This window comes from Allobosea sp. NPDC055332 (assembly GCF_053645455.1).
Window position 1 is genome coordinate 833788 of record NZ_JBSHMO010000002.1, and the last position, 14652, is coordinate 848439.

Consider the following 14652-nt stretch of genomic DNA (forward strand, 5'->3'; position numbering starts at 1 on the left):
GCAGTTAGCCTGCCGCCCTCTTCCGTTGGCGGCACCGAGCCCTTACCTTCTGAGATCGGGTCAGGTCTTCGCCGACCGGCCCGGGACGCCGCGGATGCTAGCCGCCAGCATGCTCAGGATGGCCGACAGACGTGATGGAGTTCAGAAAAGCGAGCTGGACGACCCGTCTCAAGCGCCTCGCGCTGGGCGTCGACTCGTGGATCGACGCCTCGCTCTATTCGGCCGGGCATCGCGCCGGCGAGGTCTATGAGCGCGTCCGCAGCATCACCGACCGGCTGACCGTCAGCGGCCCGAAGCGACTCGCCGCCGAATTCGCCAGCGAGGGGCTGAACGTCGGCATCGCCGGCGCGATCGTGATGCTGATGCTCGCGATCCCGGCCTTTCGTGAAGGGCGCGAGGAGGCGCTGAAGAACCAGGTCTTCGCCGTCACCTTCCTCGATCGCTACGGCTCCGAGATCGGCCATCGCGGCGCCCGCCATGACGATTCGCTGAAGCTCGAGGAATTTCCGGACCATCTGCTCAAGGCGGTGCTGGCGACCGAGGATCGGCGCTTCTATGACCATTTCGGCATCGACATCTTCGGCACCTTCCGGGCGCTGACCGTCAATGCCCGTGCCTCCGGCGTGGTCCAGGGCGGCTCCTCGCTCACCCAGCAGCTGGCGAAGAACCTCTTCCTCAACAACGAGCGCTCACTCGATCGCAAGATCAAGGAAGCCTTCCTGTCGCTCTGGCTGGAATACCGGCTGAGCAAGAACGAGATCCTCAAGCTCTACCTCGACCGCGCCTATATGGGCGGCGGCACCTTCGGCGTGGCGGCGGCGGCCGAATACTATTTCGGCAAATCGGTGAAGGACGTGTCCCTGGCGGAAGCGGCCATGCTCGCAGGCCTGTTCAAGGCCCCGACCAAATTCGCCCCGCATGTCAACCTGCCGGCGGCCCGGGCACGCGCCAGCGACGTGCTCAGCGCCATGGTCGATGCCGGCTTCATGACCGCCGGCCAGATCGATTCCGCCCGGCGCAACCCGGCGACGCCGATCGACCGTCGGCGCGATTCCAGCCCGGACTATTATCTCGACTGGGCCTTCGACGAGGTCCGCAAGCTCGCCGAGGACGGCAAGCTCGGCCCGGAGCGGGTACTGACGGTGAAGACGCCGCACGATCCGGCGATCCAGAAGCGCTCCGACGAGGCGATCGAATCGGTGCTGCGCCAGCACGGCCCGGCCTATCGCGCCAGGCAGGCGGCGGCGGTGATCATGGATCCGGACGGGGCGGTGCGCGCCATTGTCGGCGGGCGCGACTATGGTGCGAGCCAGTTCAATCGCGCCACGGCGAGCCTGCGCCAGCCAGGCTCCTCCTTCAAGCCTTACGTCTACGCTGCGGCGATGAGCGCCGGGCTCTACAAGCCGACGACGATCGTCACCGACCGGCCGGTCTGCATCGGCAACTGGTGCCCGAACAATTACGGGCGCTCCTATGCCGGCTCGATGCCGCTGACGGTGGCGCTGGCCAAGTCGATCAACACGATCCCCGTGCAGATGTCGATCGCGATCGGCAAGGCGACCGGCGAGACGCATGAGGCCCGGGCCGCCCGCATCGGCCGGATGAAGATCGTCGAGACCTGCCGCGCCATGGGCCTGACCACGCCGCTGACCGACACGGTCTCGCTGCCGATCGGCGCCGGCGAGGTCACCGTCATCGAGCAGGCTGCCGGCTATGCCGTCTTCGCCAGCGGCGGCAAACGAGCCAAGCCCTATGCGGCCTTCGACATCCGCAATTCGGCCGGTGAGGAAATCTACCGCCATGACCGCGACGAGCCGGCGCCGGCGCAGGTGCTCAGCACGCAGGTCGCCTTCGAGATGAACCAGATGCTGTCGACCGTGCCGACCGCCGGAACCGGCCGGCGCGCCGCACTCGACGGCGTCGTCAGCGCCGGCAAGACCGGCACGACCAATGGCTACAAGGACGCCTGGTATGTCGGCTACACCGGCAACCTCGTCGGTGCGATCTGGTTCGGCAATGACGACTCCTCCGAGACCAACAACATGACGGGCGGCTCGCTGCCGGCGATGACCTGGAAGGAGATCATGGCCTTCGCCCATCAGGGTATCGAGCTCAAGCCGATTCCGGGCGTGGCGCCGCAACCCGGCGATGCCAAGACGGTCGTCGCCAAGGCGGCCGATCCGGCGACTGGCGCCGGTGCCGGTCATATGCCGCGCAAATCCTTCGAGGTGCTCTCTTCCGTCGGCGCGATGTTCAAGGCGGTCGAGGCGCCGCGAGCCGCCCGCGCTTCAGTCCAGGCCGGAATCCGCGAGGTTCCCGCCGGCCGACCCATCATCCGCTAGGCTGGCGCCCATGCGCCCCGACCCGACCCCATGCGTGTCATCCCGCTCGCTTACGTGATCGCGCTCGGCGCCGGGCTCGGCCTCGCCTCCGCCCGCTACGCGGTCGCGGAGCGACCCTGGTTCGGCCGGGCCCAGATCGGGGCCTGGACGACCTGGCCCAAGAGCGGCGCACGCGACATCGACCCCTATATGCGGGCCCATCTGGCGCGCGGCGTACACCTGCCGCTCGGCGCCGGCGAGGGGCTCGAGCTGATCGCGGCGAGCGACGATGCCGGCCGGGCGCTCGAGGCACGCTGCCGTTATCTTATCACCGGCTCGACGCCGCCGGCACGCGGCTGGTCCCTCGGCGTGACCGACCCGGCGGGCCGTTCGCTGCAACTCGCCGTGGCGCGCGAGAGCTTCACCGATGCCGAGATCGTCCGTGGCGAGCGCGGCGGCATGCGCATCGCACTGGCGACGACGCCCGAGGCCGGCAACTGGCTGCCCCTGCCGACCGGCGGCCGCTTCGAGCTTCGTCTGCGGCTCTACGACACGCCGATCTCGAGCCATGCCGGCGAGCTCAGGCCGGACGCCCTGCCCCGTATCGCGCGGATCGATTGCCGATGAGCGCGGCGGACGAGGCAGCAATGCGCCCGGCGGCAAGCGAGCCTTCTCCCCGCGCCGGATCCCAGCCGCGCCGCTGGCTGTCACGGCTGGGACGCAGCCTGCTGCGGTTCACATTGTTGACGCTGGCCGGCTTGCTGCTCGCCGGCATCGTCCACATCGTCACGGTGTTGCGGGTCCCCGCCCTCGCCACGCGCGACGCGGCCACTGCTTACGCGGCGTTGGGAATGAACGGCAATGCTCAGTTGGTGACACCGCCTCCAGCCGGACTGCCGGCCCTGCTTGATGCCGACCCCAATAGTGTCGCCGCCGCCTGCGGCTACGACCTCTCCGCCGGCCCCCTGCGCGTGGTGGCCCGGACCGGGTCGATGCCGCTCGGCCTCACCGTCCACCGTCGCGGCGGCGGCGTCGCCTATGCGATCACCGACCGGGCCGCGATCCGCGGTGTGCTCGAATTCGTGGTGATGACTCAGGAACAGCTCGACGAGAGGCTGGCGAAGGACGAGGAAGGCGAAACCTCGCGGGAACTGCGCGTGGTCTCGCCCTCGCTGCAAGGGCTCGTCATCGCCCGGGTCGCGGTCCGGCGCGCCTTCGACCGCGGCGAGGCGGAGGCACTGGCGACAGGTGTGGCCTGCGGGCTGGCGGATTAGTCCGGCTTGGCGCTCAGCGTTCCGAAGATGGATTCGAGCTGCGCGCTCATTGGCAGGCGCAGGCGCTCGCCACCCGGCAGCTTGTGCATGAACCAGCGATTATAGGTGTGCTCGAGTTCCCGGCTCTCGGCGATTGTGCGGAACATCCTGTCGACCAGCACCGCCATCGCCGGATCGTCGCGGCGGAACATGATGCCGTAGGGATCGTAGGACAGGAAGTCGCCGACGACCATCACCTTGTCCTCGGCCTTGGCGCGCGCGACCATGCCGTAGAGCAGGATATCGTCGCCGGCATAGGCGTCCGCCTTGCCCGCCATGAACAGCGCGAAGGACTGATCGTGGTCGGGCGTAGTGACCAGCGTCGCGCCGGTATTGAAGCGTGCCTGGAGATCGTTCAGGGCCTTCTCGTTGGTCGTGCCGGCTGTCGCAACCACGGTGCGGCCACGCAGGTCACGGAACGAGCGGACGCCGGAATCCTTGCGGACCAGGAGCTTGGTACCGGCGACGAAAATGACTGGCGAGAAGCCGGCGATGGCCTGCCGCTCGCGGTTCTGCGTGGTCGAGCCGCATTCGAGATCGATCTCGCCCCTGGTCAAGGCATCGAAGCGCGAGGCGGAGGTCACCGGGACCCATTTCAGCTGCAATTCGCGCCCGATCTCGTCTCCGACCGCCTCGACGATCAGCCGGCAGAGATCGATCGAATAGCCAACCGGCTCCCGTTTGGCGTCGAGATAGGAGAAGGGAAACGAGGCCTCGCGATAACCGATCGTCATGGCGCCGGCATCGCGCGCCTTCTTCAGCGTGCCGGCCAGCGCACCAGGCTGGTCCTGGGCACCTGCGACAGCCGCTCCGACGAGGCAGCCGAACAGAGTGATCAAGCCGACAAAGAGCCGTCGCATCACCGCTCCTTTTCCCGGCGGCCGTTAAGGCCGCCTACCCCATTGGTTCCCCGTCGTCGGTGCCGGATCAGGCGACCTGGCCGGCGAGGCCGGGCGACACTCCGGCTGGAGCCAGATCGTCCACCGGCTCGCCGAGTTGCCCCTCCCATTTGGCGACGCTCGCCACCGCGATCGAGTTGCCGACGGCATTGGTGGCGGAGCGGCCCATATCGAGGAACTGATCGACGCCCATGATCAGCAGCAGCCCGGCCTCCGGAATGTTGTACTGGTTCAGGGTCGCGGCGATGACGACGAGGGAGGCGCGCGGCACGCCGGCCATGCCCTTCGAGGTCAGCATCAGCAGCAGCATCATCGAGATCTGGGTGCCCCAGGACAGTTCGATGCCGTAGGCCTGAGCGATGAACAGCACGGCGAAGGTGCAGTACATCATGCTGCCGTCGAGGTTGAAGGAATAGCCCATCGGCAGCATGAAGCTGGAGATCTTGCGGCTGACGCCGAAGCGGTCGAGCGCTTCCAGCATTTTCGGATAGGCCGCCTCCGAGCTCGCCGTCGAGAAGGAGATCAGGAACGGCTCCTTGACCAGGCTGACGAGCCTGGCAACGCTCGGCCCCAGGATCAGGAAGCCGACGAGAATCATCAGCCCCCAGAGCACGAACAGGCCGAGATAGAACGAGCCCATGAACTTGGCGAAGGTGACGAGGATGCCGAGCCCCTGGGTTGTGATGGTCGAGGCGACGGCGGCGAACACGGCGATCGGCGCGAAATACATCACCATGCCGGTGATCTTCAGCATCAGATGGGCCATCTGATCGATCATCTCGGTCAGGGCTTTGCCCGTCTCGCCCATCGAGGCGAGGGCGACGCCGGCGAACAGCGAGAACACCACGATCTGCAGGATCTCGTTGGTGGCGAGCGCCTCGGCCACCGATTTCGGCACCAGATGCGTGATGAAGTCCTTCAGCGTGAAGGAGGAGGTCTTGAGATTGGTCGCGGCGCCGACATCGGGCAGCGGCAGGCCGATATTGTGGCCGGGCTGGAGAAGGTTCGCCAGGATGAGCCCGAGCGCCAGGGAGATCAGCGAAGCGATCATGAACCAGCCGAGCGCCTTCAGGCCGACCCGGCCGACCGCGGAGGTGTCGCCCATATGGGCGATGCCGACGATCAGGGTGGTGAGCACCAGCGGGCCGATGATCATCTTGATCAGCCGCAGGAACACCGTGGTGATGATGTTGATGTTGTCGGCGATCTGCCCGGCGACCTTCGGGTCCGGGTAGTTGGTGTTGCACATATAGCCGACGATGACGCCGAGGATCATGCCGATCAGCACATACATGGTGATCGGTGGCCGTTTCTTGGTTTCCGCCGCGGCTGCCATTGTCTCGCTCCCTCATGTCCAAGGTCAGCAATGCAGTGCCCGCCGGCGCGCCTATCGGCGTAGCTGGCCGATCACAACCGGAAGGTTCAACTTGCAGTATCCGATGTCAATGACGCGCATATCGGCGCGTTGCCTGGCCAAACCATCGAGAGGGCGCGACATCGCCCCCATCAGAGCCAGCCATTGCGCTTGAAGCGCCAGAAGAGCGTCAGGCAGGCGGTGACGATGAACGCGAGGACGACGTAATAGCCGTAATGCATCTCGAGTTCCGGCATGTTCTTGAAGTTCATGCCGTAGATGCCGGCGACCGCCGTCGGCACCGCGAGGATGGCGGCCCAGGAGGCGAGCCGCTTGGTGATCGCGTTCTCCTGGCTCTGGCCGACGAGCAGGCTCGCCTCGAAGGCGAAGGCCAGCACCTCGCGCAGGCTGTCGATCTTCTCCTGCACGGTGCGGACATGGTCGGTCACGTCGCGGAACATCGCGGCCAACGTCGGGCGCACCTGCGGCACGCTGCCATTGGTCAGGCGCTGGCAGACCTCGACGAGCGGGCCGGCCGCGTTGCGCAGGCGCAGGAGATCCCGCCTGAGCATGTAGAGCCGCTCGATGTCGGCGCGCGTCATCGGCCTGGCGAGGACCTTGTCCTCGATCTCCTCGACCTCGTCATGGATCGCCTCGAGCACCGGCATGTAGTTGTCGACGATGAAATCGAGGATCGCGTAGAGGATGAAATCCTCGCCCTTGGCCAGCGAGGTCGGGCAGGTCTCCCAATGCTGCCGGACCGACTTGTACGAGGTCGAGGCGCCATGGCGGACGCTGACGATGTAGCCGTGGCCGACGAAGATGTGCGTCTCGCCGAAGGCGATGCGCTTGTCGACCATCTGCGCGGTGCGGGCGACGACGAAGAGCGCGTCACCATATTGCTCGAGCTTCGGCCGCTGATGAGCGTTGGTCGCGTCCTCGACCGCGAGCGGGTGCAGGTTGAACTGTTCCTGCACGCATTTGAGCAGTGCCGCCTCAGGCTCCAGCAGCCCGATCCAGACGACATGGCCATCCTTGCGGGACCACTCGCCGGCTTCCTCGATCGGGATGTCGGCGATGCGCACGCCATGGGCGTAGACGCTCGAGGCGACGATGCCGACTTCGTGACGCTGCCCCTGGTCGACGGGCGGATCGCCGGAGGGCCCCATCGCAGTGGAGGCCGTGAATCTGAGATGTGCGACTGACATGAGTCACTCCACCGATCGCCAGCTCATGATCGGCAGGCTAGACCCAAGCCGAGGACGATGGAAATCTTTTTCTCAGCAGGCGCAGGAGCTTGAACGCAGGCCGGCTAGCCCTTGTAGACCACCGGGCCACGCTCCGCCGGCGCGCCGCCGCCCTTGCCGGAGAAGACGCCGATCAGCGGCAGGTTGCAGGCGGGACCCAGCTCGCTCTCCAGCCCCATGATGGCGCGCTCGGCCTTGACCGCCTCGCGCGAGGGCATCTCGACGACGAGGTTGTCGACCGAGTAGCGATAGCTCTTCAGCCGGAAGCGGGCGCGCTCGCAGCCCCAGAGCATCAGCCCTTCGTTCTCGACGACGCGCTGCCAGGCCGGGTCGCGCTGCTCGGGCGGCACCTGCTGCGAAGCGTCGAGGGTCCGCAGGCGGGCGCGATCGGCATTGATGACCCGCAAGGCATTGGCACGGAACTGCCCGAGCAGCAGCCGGTCGCCATTGGCGTCCTCGCTCAGCCGGTTGTAGCGCGAGGCCTGCGAGGCGAAGGAGCCGGAGGTCAGGGCGCGGTGATAGGAGGTGATATCGTTCGACTGCGCCTCGACTGGCAGGATGCGGGCATGGGCGAGCTTGGACACCTCGCGATCGAAATCGCTGCGCTCATGCGCAGGCAAGACCAGCCGCCAGGCGCGAGCCCGCAACTGCTCCTCATCGTCGGTCAAATGGAACCAGGACGAGGCCTCGCCGCGAAAGCGTGCGCTCCAGTCGCCGATCGCCGGGGCGATCTGGTCGGCGAAGATATTGGGGCGGGGCCGGCCGAGATCGCCGGTGGTCGAGCAGCCGGCGAGCACAAGGCAGGACAAGGCCGCGATCGCGACCGAACGGGATGCGAAAAAGTGGGAACCGGTCTTTCGCATGAATCCCACTCGAACTCTCAAACAGGGATCGCGATGATTCCGGGTCGATCCAGAATCATCCTGATCCGTCGGCTTCTCAGCCCGGACGCCTGCGCCCTGTCTCGCGTTCGCTGCGGCCGGCTGGACGCGGCCGCCGCGGCGGCTTGTTCGCAACCGGCTCGTGCTGGCGCTCGTAGCGCACGCCGGTGAAGAACAGAATTTGTCCGAACGGCCCCGCTACCGCGAGGTTCTGGCTGGAGGAGCGCCTGCGCGGCGCGAAAGGAATGACGTCTGCCATGATGCGCCTCCCTTGCTGGCGCCTGCGCCCAATTCGCAAACAACACGGAAGCCCGGACGGCTGGTTGCACACATCGCGCCTGCCATCCTCAAGACCATCAAGGGGCCATCATGGTTAACGCCGTGCTAACGCATCGCAGATAAGTTTCGCAAAAGTGAAATTCGCCCGACGAGAATCGCCCATGCCGTCCCGCATCGCCACAGACCTCGCCGAGCTCGCCAGGCTGGCCAGCGATGGCGGGCTCGACCTGCGCCAGGTCGCGCTGCGGGTGAAGACCGATCTCCTGCTGGCGACGCCGAGCCCGTCGCCCGAGGACATGGACGCCTTCCGCGCCATGGCCGAGGCCTTGGTCCCCGTGATCGACGAGGCGACGGCGACGATCCTCGCCCGCAAGCTCGCAAGCTGGCCGCATGCGCCGCGCGAGGTGCTCGCCGCCTTGCGCGCCCGTGGAGGCGACGTGCTGGCCGCATTGATCAGCCATGACATGCCGCTCGCGGCGGCCGAGATCGAGGAGATCGCAGCCGAAGGCGGGAACGAGGCGAGGATCGCCCTCGCCAGCCGTCGTGATCTCTCCGGCAATGCCAGCGTCACCCTCGCCGGCTGCAACAATGCGCAGATCGACGCCGCCCTGGCCGCCAACGCGGCGGCACCGCTGCCGCATGCCGCGCTCGACCTGTTGCTGCCGCGCGCAATCCAGACGCCCGCCCTTGGCGCCAGCCTGCTGGCGCGGGCCGATCTGCCGATGTCGGACCTGACACCGCTCTTCCTGCAGGCGAGCCTGGAAAAACGCCTCACCATGATCGAAGCCGCCACGGCCCACGAGGCGCTGGCGCCCTCGCCACGACCGGCAGCGCTGCCCAGCGAGCAGATTGCCAGCCTGATCGCGACGGTGCTTTCCGACCGGCCCGGCGCCTTCGCGGCGCTGGCGGACGCCTTTGGCGGCGATGCCCGCTTTGCGACGACCATGGCGAACGATCAATCGCGCCAGCTCGCGGCGCTGGCACTGATCGGCTGCGGGGCCAGCCCGGAGGATGCGACGCGCTTCCTGATCGGGCTCGGCGACGATGCCGCCCGCTCGGTCGAGCGCATCTTCGCGCTGGTCGAGCTGATGCGGTCGCTGCAGCCGACGGTGGCGCGCCGGCTGGCTCAGCAGATCGGTGGGATCGCGCCGCGCAGCACCCGTTTAGGTGCTTTGCAGCCCGCGATGGCCCCGAGCGGCACGCCGGCCCGGCCGGGTGCCGAGCGGGCGCCGTCGCGCAGCATCGTTCAGGAAGTCAGGCGCAGGCTCGGCGGCAACGGCGACTGAGGATTAGCTTTCGACGACATCGAGGCGTGCATCGCCGGCACGGTTCTCGATCTCGACCAGCCAGAGATCGCTGTCGAAGCGCACTTCGCGCGCGACCCTGTCCTCGACCGCGAGCGGATCGGCGTCGAGCACGAGCTGGAAGCGCCGCTCGCCGGCCTCGTCGGCCAGCGCCTGCGGCGCCGGGCCGTAGAGCGCCGCAGTGCCATCGAGCCGGTCGAGCTTGACGAAGATCGCCCCGGCCTCGCGCGCACCGCGCCGCCGCAGCACCGCGACGAATCCGTCATAGGCGGCCTGGCGCAGATAGGCCGAAACCCAGAAGTCGCTGGTCAGGCGCGGCAAGGCGCGCGCTCCCGCAGTCCGCGCGACATGGCCGTCAGCGCCGCTGCCCCCGGATATCGGCCGGCGGGCGGATGTCGGCGCCGTTGATCAGGTCGGCGATCGGATCGCGCGCCGGCGCGGCGGCCGGAACCGGGCGAGCCGGGGCCTGCGCCGATTGCGTCTGCCGCGGTTGCGCGGGCGCGACCGGCGCCGGCGGGCGCGGTGCCGCTTCGCGGGCAGCCGGCGCGAGGGTGCCGGGGCGCGACGGCGGCATCACCGTCTGCTGGGCGGGGACTGCGCTAGTCGATTCGGCGGCGGCCGGAGCCTCGACCCGACGCTGCTCGGCCGGCCGGGCCGCCGATTGCGGCGGCGACAGCATCGGCGCGGGATGGCGACCCTTCTGGAACAGCACCGCATTCAGGACGATCAGCACCGATACGGCGGCAAAGAGCAGCACGATGAGGCCACGGCCCGGGCGGCGGACGAGCCAGCGTAGCAGCCGCGCCGGCAGCGACGGCGCCGCCCGCCGGCCGGCAGGGCGTCGGACGGGCATGGACAGCGTCGCATCTGAGCGGGCACGGGCGGCGAGCGTAGCTGACATGGGTCTTGAACTCTCGGTCAGGCGGTCAGGCGAACGGGTTGCTTGGTTTCGAAGCCACGGCGCGGCGCGCGGGCGAAGGTCGCGATGCGGGCCGGCTCGCTCGCAGCGGCGACGCCCCCGATCGGCAGGCGGACGCCGACGCGGGTACCAACCCCCGGCGCACTCTCGATGGTGAGCGTGCCGCCATGCAGGCCGACCAGGCCACGCACCACCGACAGGCCAAGCCCGGTGCCGTCATGGGCGCGATCATAGGAGGATTTGGCCTGGAAGAAGGGATCACCCAGCCGCGGCAGGTCGGCAGCTGAGATGCCGATGCCGGTATCGGAGACCGACAGGTCGATCATGCCGCCATCGCGCACCAGCGCAAGGGTGACGCGTCCGCCCGGCGGTGTGAACTTGATCGCATTGGACAGGAGGTTGAGCATCACCTGCTTGAGGGCGCGCCGGTCACCAAGCAGCTGCGGCAGCTCCGGGCCGACGATGCGTTCGAGCGCAACCGTGCCGGTCCTGGCCTTGAGCGCGACGACATTGCAGCAATCCTCGGCGAGTTCGGCCATGTCGAGCGGATCCTGCTCGATCGCCATTGCCCCGCTCTCGATCTTCGAGACGTCGAGCAGCGTATTGACGACATCGAGCAGATGCTGGCCGGAATCGTGGATGATCCTGGCGTATTCCTGGCGCTGCGCCGGGCTGAAGGACGGGCCGAGCTCGCCGCTCAGCATCTCCGAGAAGCCGATGATGGCGTTGAGCGGCGTGCGCAGCTCATGGCTGACCGTCGCCAGGAACTGCCCCTTGACGTCGCTCGCCTTGACCGCCTCGGCGCGATTGCGCTCGCGCTCCTCGTCGATCGCATGCCGGTCGGTGACATCGCGGCTGACGCAGACCACGGCAGCGGCACCTAGGGCGCCCCGCTGCTCGATGCGCCGGGCGCTGAGATCGAGCCAGCGCACGACCGGACCGGCCGAGCCATGCTCGCCGGCAGCAGCCGGGATGAACAGGACGCGGAAGCAGGCGCTGGCCCGGCCGCTGCCATGCGCAGCATCGTTCAACGCCTTGAGGAAGAGCGGCCTGTCGGCGATGTGGACGCGCTCGAACAGGCCGCGGCCGAAAAGCTCTGCCGGTTCGGCACCGGTCAGGCCGCGGGCGGCCTCGTTGGAGAAGACGACAGCGCCGGCAGCGTCATGCCAGGTGACGAGGTCTCCGACATGCTCGAGCATCAGTTGCGCCCGTGCGTCGGACGCGCGGTGCTCGCGCAGCTCGTCGTCGCGGCGGTAGAGGAAACCGACGGTGATCAGCGCTGCATGCAGGATCGCGATCGCGGCGAAGACTGGCATCGCCTGCCAGGTCCAGGCCGCCGGCTCCGCGATCGCGCCAGCTCCCTGCAGGGCGACGACGGTCCCCAGACCGATCACCGCCAGCGCGCTGGCGCGCGCCACATAGGGCCGGGAACCAAAGAACATCGCTTCGGCCGGAACCGCGGCGAGCCAAAGCAGCAGTGGCGAGGCTGCCCCGCCGGTCAGGCAGGCCAGCGTGGTGATCAACAGGGTGAGTGCGGCGCCGGACAGGCAATGCGCGAGATCGAGCCGCCCCGTCCGCGAGAGCAGGAAGACCGCCACCAACGGCAGCGCCATCGCGACGAGCACAAGCAGTTCGAGGGCGCCGATACGGCCGCGCCAGGCGATATAGGCCGGCATCAGGCTGAGCGCCGCGATCGAAGCGACGAGCCTGCTCAGCATGAAGCGCTCATGACGCATGCGCTCGAGCGAATCGGCCAGCGCCGATGGATGGACCATCGCCGCGACCTGCGCCCTCACCGCCGTCATCAAACTGGAAAACCGCAAACGCGCACCTCTGCCGGCAATCGGCGCCTTCGCCTCGCCTTGTTGCCACGATCCTCGCGGCTGCCGTTTAAGCGGGGCTTAAAGCGACGGCGTCCGGAATCGGGCCACCTTCCCGCCGAGCATCGAAATAGCTTTGGTTTTTCAACAAATTGCGCGGACCGACACATGCTACAGCCGGCCAAGTGGTTGTTGCCGGCAAGGTGAACGGAAGCTGAAGACGGCACACTGCCTTTGATTCAACAACAACACGCGATCTTTCGAACCCTGCACTAAGGTTCGATCATTCGCGGGCTGGTGAGCCCGGAGCCGATGGGGACCGAAATGGCCTATCTTCTGCGCAGCCTGGCGATCGTCGGCGTGATCGCGCTGAATTCGCCCGTGCACGGCACGAAGAGCGAGCCCGACACGCTCGCAGTCGACGCCAAGGCGGCAATCGCGATCCTCGCCAAGATCGACCCCAAGGCGGCCTTGCAGGGCGCGACCAGCCTGCGCGAAGCTGCGGAGGTGCTGGCCGGACTGGAGCCCGAAACCCGTGCCCGGGTTCTTGCCCTGGCAGCGAACGCCGCGACCCGCGCCACCGAGACGCAGCCGCGACAGCGCTGACGCTTGACCTCGCTGCGCTACAGGCCGAAGACGCTTCGTCATCGCCGCCTCATAGCGGCGGCGGAGCGAGCCGGAGGCCGATAGCGGAGTTCATGAGCGAGAGCCTCGACGAGATCGTCGCCAATTTCGAAGTGCTGGACGAGTGGGACGATCGCTATCGCTATCTGATCGAGCTCGGGCGGACGCTCGCGCCTCTGCCCGAAGACGCGCATAGCGACGCCAACAAGGTGCGCGGCTGCGCCAGCCAGGTCTGGCTCAAAACCCGGACCGAAGGCGGGCCCGGCGAAACGACGCGCCTCTTCTTCCTTGGCGACAGCGACGCACATATCGTGCGCGGCCTGGTCGCGCTCGCCATCGCCATCCATTCCGGCCACACCGCGCAGGACATCCTGACGACCGACGCCTTCGCGATCTATGAGCGGCTCGGCCTCGCCGCCCATCTGACGCCGCAGCGCTCCAACGGCGTGCGCGCCATGATGGAGCGGATTAAAAGCGACGCCCGCGCCGCGCTCGCCTAGTCGGAACGCTCCGGCGAAGGCGGAATCGACGGGCGCGCATCGGCTGCGCGCCAAGCGGAGCGGCCGGCCGGCAGACCCTGCTTTGCGCCCAGCCCGTAGTGCTCGACCAGCGCCGACAGTGCCAGTCGGAGCACGACCTTGGCCGAGCGCGCCGGCCATCTGCGCTCGCGCTCGACCTGGTCGAGCCCCTTCAGGAAGCCACAGACATCGATCGCCAGCCCTGACAGCTCAGGGCCAAGGCGCTTGCAGGCGAGCCGCGTGCGCTGGCGCGCCGCCAGGCTGGAATCGGATGCCTCGGCCGGCCCGTGCGTCGGCGAATGGGTGCCGGCGGCGAGGCCTGCATCCCAGTTGACCGTCGTCCGCGGCAGCAGTTGCGCGAGCGTCAGATCGGCGCGAAAGCGCTCGCCGGCGGCAAACTCGACCGCCGATATCTGCGGTGCTCCATCCTTGCCGGGGCGGCGGTGGAGCCAAAGCAGCGGACTTTCGCGCTCGTCCAGCACGACCTGCTGCGCCTGCCCGTCGACCATCACCGTGGTCGTCGCCCGCGGCCTTTCGGCCTCGGCATCGAGCAGGCGCAGCCGCCGTCGCCCTGCTTCCATGATCCAGCCGGCGAAACCTGCAGCGACGAGAGCAGCGGCCTCGGCGGCGGGGACATAGCCGGCTCCGAGCGTGGCGCCGCCTGCGCCCCGACGGTAGAGCGCGATCCGTCCGCAATCCAGCGGCGAGTCGATGGCGTAGGCGCCGGGCTCGCTCAGGTGACGCAGCAGGCGGGACGGCGGTCGATTGCGATCATCTGTGGTGCTCATCGCGCGCCCTCGAAACCAATGCCCAGCTGCAATCCGAAAGCGAGATGCGCCAGACCGGCCTCGAGCGCCGAGACGGCGAGATCGAAGCTCGGCTGATCGCGCCGGTCCTCGACCAGGGCGCAGGCGTGCCGCACGGTGGTGCGATCGCGTTCGAAGCAGGCGCCGACCTCGGTCAGGGTCAAGCCGAAGCCGACATGCGTCAGATACATCGCAAGCTGGCGAGCGGAGGCGATCCGGCGGGTTCCGCGTCCGGCCTGCAACGCCCCGGCGGGCAGGCGCATGGCGCCGCAGACGGCGGCTTCGGCAAGTCGCGCCGGAGCGCGCCATTGCTGGGGATCCCGCCGCCGCTTGGCAGCTGCTGTGTTCATGATATGTTCCATTGCGG

Annotated in this window: 16 protein-coding genes; 6 read left to right on the plus strand and 10 right to left on the minus strand. The window is 68.1% G+C overall.

Annotated elements, in window-relative coordinates; all coding sequences use genetic code 11:
• Positions 1–134: 134 nt before the first annotated feature.
• The 3 genes from ACWIGM_RS12645 to ACWIGM_RS12655 are packed head-to-tail and all read left to right on the plus strand — an operon-like array spanning position 135 to position 3595.
• Positions 135–2342, plus strand: a complete 2208-nt coding sequence (locus ACWIGM_RS12645; RefSeq protein ID WP_454026988.1) for a transglycosylase domain-containing protein — start codon at positions 135–137, stop codon at positions 2340–2342.
• Positions 2343–2372: 30 nt separating this feature from the next.
• Positions 2373–2948 carry a DUF1214 domain-containing protein gene (locus ACWIGM_RS12650; protein WP_454026279.1) on the plus strand — a complete coding sequence of 192 codons (576 nt, stop codon included), beginning with the start codon at positions 2373–2375 and terminating at the stop codon, positions 2946–2948.
• Positions 2945–3595 carry a DUF1254 domain-containing protein gene (locus ACWIGM_RS12655; protein ID WP_454026280.1) on the plus strand — a complete coding sequence of 217 codons (651 nt, stop codon included), beginning with the start codon at positions 2945–2947 and terminating at the stop codon, positions 3593–3595. Before ACWIGM_RS12650 ends, ACWIGM_RS12655 begins: the two co-directional genes overlap by 4 nt.
• Here the strand turns inward: ACWIGM_RS12655 and ACWIGM_RS12660 are convergent.
• From ACWIGM_RS12660 to ACWIGM_RS12680, 5 genes are all read right to left on the minus strand, one after another.
• Positions 3592–4494 carry an amino acid ABC transporter substrate-binding protein gene (locus ACWIGM_RS12660; RefSeq protein ID WP_454026281.1) on the minus strand — a complete coding sequence of 301 codons (903 nt, stop codon included), beginning with the start codon at positions 4492–4494 and terminating at the stop codon, positions 3592–3594. The two genes, ACWIGM_RS12655 and ACWIGM_RS12660, sit on opposite strands and share 4 nt — an antisense overlap.
• Positions 4495–4561: 67 nt before the next feature.
• Positions 4562–5869 carry a dicarboxylate/amino acid:cation symporter gene (locus ACWIGM_RS12665; protein ID WP_454026282.1) on the minus strand — a complete coding sequence of 436 codons (1308 nt, stop codon included), beginning with the start codon at positions 5867–5869 and terminating at the stop codon, positions 4562–4564.
• A 170-nt stretch (positions 5870–6039) separates the two neighbouring features.
• Positions 6040–7056 (minus strand): magnesium/cobalt transporter CorA, encoded by a 1017-nt coding sequence (corA, locus tag ACWIGM_RS12670; RefSeq protein WP_454026989.1) that lies wholly within the window; start codon positions 7054–7056, stop codon positions 6040–6042.
• Positions 7057–7199: 143 nt separating this feature from the next.
• Positions 7200–7943: a hypothetical protein gene (locus ACWIGM_RS12675; protein WP_454026283.1), complete on the minus strand. Its 744-nt coding sequence runs from the start codon at positions 7941–7943 to the stop codon at positions 7200–7202.
• A 130-nt stretch (positions 7944–8073) separates the two neighbouring features.
• Positions 8074–8274: a hypothetical protein gene (locus tag ACWIGM_RS12680; RefSeq protein WP_454026284.1), complete on the minus strand. Its 201-nt coding sequence runs from the start codon at positions 8272–8274 to the stop codon at positions 8074–8076.
• Positions 8275–8455: 181 nt separating this feature from the next.
• On the opposite strand from ACWIGM_RS12680, the gene ACWIGM_RS12685 reads away from it, so the two are divergent.
• Entirely contained in the window at positions 8456–9580 is a 1125-nt protein-coding gene (locus tag ACWIGM_RS12685; protein ID WP_454026285.1) for a DUF2336 domain-containing protein, read from the plus strand.
• A gap of 3 nt (positions 9581–9583) precedes the next feature.
• Here ACWIGM_RS12685 and ACWIGM_RS12690 read toward each other — a convergent pair whose 3' ends face one another.
• Genes ACWIGM_RS12690 through ACWIGM_RS12700 form a run of 3 tightly spaced genes read right to left on the minus strand, consistent with a single transcriptional unit; the run spans position 9584 to position 12322 of the window.
• Positions 9584–9919, minus strand: a complete 336-nt coding sequence (locus ACWIGM_RS12690; protein WP_454026286.1) for a DUF1491 family protein — start codon at positions 9917–9919, stop codon at positions 9584–9586.
• Between the two features lie 34 nt (positions 9920–9953).
• Entirely contained in the window at positions 9954–10499 is a 546-nt protein-coding gene (locus ACWIGM_RS12695; protein WP_454026287.1) for a hypothetical protein, read from the minus strand.
• 17 nt (positions 10500–10516) lie between these two features.
• Positions 10517–12322 (minus strand): sensor histidine kinase, encoded by a 1806-nt coding sequence (locus ACWIGM_RS12700; protein ID WP_454026288.1) that lies wholly within the window; start codon positions 12320–12322, stop codon positions 10517–10519.
• Between the two features lie 339 nt (positions 12323–12661).
• Here ACWIGM_RS12700 and ACWIGM_RS12705 point away from each other — a divergent pair, with 339 nt between their 5' ends.
• Together ACWIGM_RS12705 and ACWIGM_RS12710 are read left to right on the plus strand one after the other, a co-directional pair.
• Positions 12662–12943, plus strand: coding sequence for a hypothetical protein (locus ACWIGM_RS12705; protein WP_454026289.1), 282 nt, complete (start codon positions 12662–12664; stop codon positions 12941–12943).
• A gap of 92 nt (positions 12944–13035) precedes the next feature.
• Positions 13036–13461 carry a SufE family protein gene (locus ACWIGM_RS12710; protein WP_454026290.1) on the plus strand — a complete coding sequence of 142 codons (426 nt, stop codon included), beginning with the start codon at positions 13036–13038 and terminating at the stop codon, positions 13459–13461.
• Here the strand turns inward: ACWIGM_RS12710 and ACWIGM_RS12715 are convergent.
• Positions 13458–14267, minus strand: coding sequence for a DUF6456 domain-containing protein (locus tag ACWIGM_RS12715; protein WP_454026291.1), 810 nt, complete (start codon positions 14265–14267; stop codon positions 13458–13460). The two genes, ACWIGM_RS12710 and ACWIGM_RS12715, sit on opposite strands and share 4 nt — an antisense overlap.
• Positions 14264–14635, minus strand: a complete 372-nt coding sequence (locus tag ACWIGM_RS12720; protein ID WP_454026292.1) for a helix-turn-helix domain-containing protein — start codon at positions 14633–14635, stop codon at positions 14264–14266. The genes ACWIGM_RS12715 and ACWIGM_RS12720 overlap by 4 nt, the downstream gene beginning before the upstream one ends.
• Positions 14636–14652: the final 17 nt, after the last annotated feature.

Excerpts from the sequence above, each read along its gene's own strand:
- ACWIGM_RS12645 (WP_454026988.1), top strand. The coding sequence starts at position 135 with ATGGAGTTCAGAAAAGCGAGCTGGACGACCCGTCTCAAGCGCCTCGCG.
- ACWIGM_RS12650 (WP_454026279.1), top strand. The coding sequence starts at position 2,373 with ATGCGTGTCATCCCGCTCGCTTACGTGATCGCGCTCGGCGCCGGGCTC.
- ACWIGM_RS12655 (WP_454026280.1), top strand. The coding sequence starts at position 2,945 with ATGAGCGCGGCGGACGAGGCAGCAATGCGCCCGGCGGCAAGCGAGCCT.
- ACWIGM_RS12660 (WP_454026281.1), bottom strand. The coding sequence starts at position 4,494 with ATGCGACGGCTCTTTGTCGGCTTGATCACTCTGTTCGGCTGCCTCGTC.
- ACWIGM_RS12665 (WP_454026282.1), bottom strand. The coding sequence starts at position 5,869 with ATGGCAGCCGCGGCGGAAACCAAGAAACGGCCACCGATCACCATGTAT.
- corA (WP_454026989.1), bottom strand. The coding sequence starts at position 7,056 with ATGGGGCCCTCCGGCGATCCGCCCGTCGACCAGGGGCAGCGTCACGAA.
- ACWIGM_RS12680 (WP_454026284.1), bottom strand. The coding sequence starts at position 8,274 with ATGGCAGACGTCATTCCTTTCGCGCCGCGCAGGCGCTCCTCCAGCCAG.
- ACWIGM_RS12685 (WP_454026285.1), top strand. The coding sequence starts at position 8,456 with ATGCCGTCCCGCATCGCCACAGACCTCGCCGAGCTCGCCAGGCTGGCC.
- ACWIGM_RS12695 (WP_454026287.1), bottom strand. The coding sequence starts at position 10,499 with ATGTCAGCTACGCTCGCCGCCCGTGCCCGCTCAGATGCGACGCTGTCC.
- ACWIGM_RS12700 (WP_454026288.1), bottom strand. The coding sequence starts at position 12,322 with ATGACGGCGGTGAGGGCGCAGGTCGCGGCGATGGTCCATCCATCGGCG.
- ACWIGM_RS12705 (WP_454026289.1), top strand. The coding sequence starts at position 12,662 with ATGGCCTATCTTCTGCGCAGCCTGGCGATCGTCGGCGTGATCGCGCTG.
- ACWIGM_RS12710 (WP_454026290.1), top strand. The coding sequence starts at position 13,036 with ATGAGCGAGAGCCTCGACGAGATCGTCGCCAATTTCGAAGTGCTGGAC.
- ACWIGM_RS12715 (WP_454026291.1), bottom strand. The coding sequence starts at position 14,267 with ATGAGCACCACAGATGATCGCAATCGACCGCCGTCCCGCCTGCTGCGT.
- ACWIGM_RS12720 (WP_454026292.1), bottom strand. The coding sequence starts at position 14,635 with ATGAACACAGCAGCTGCCAAGCGGCGGCGGGATCCCCAGCAATGGCGC.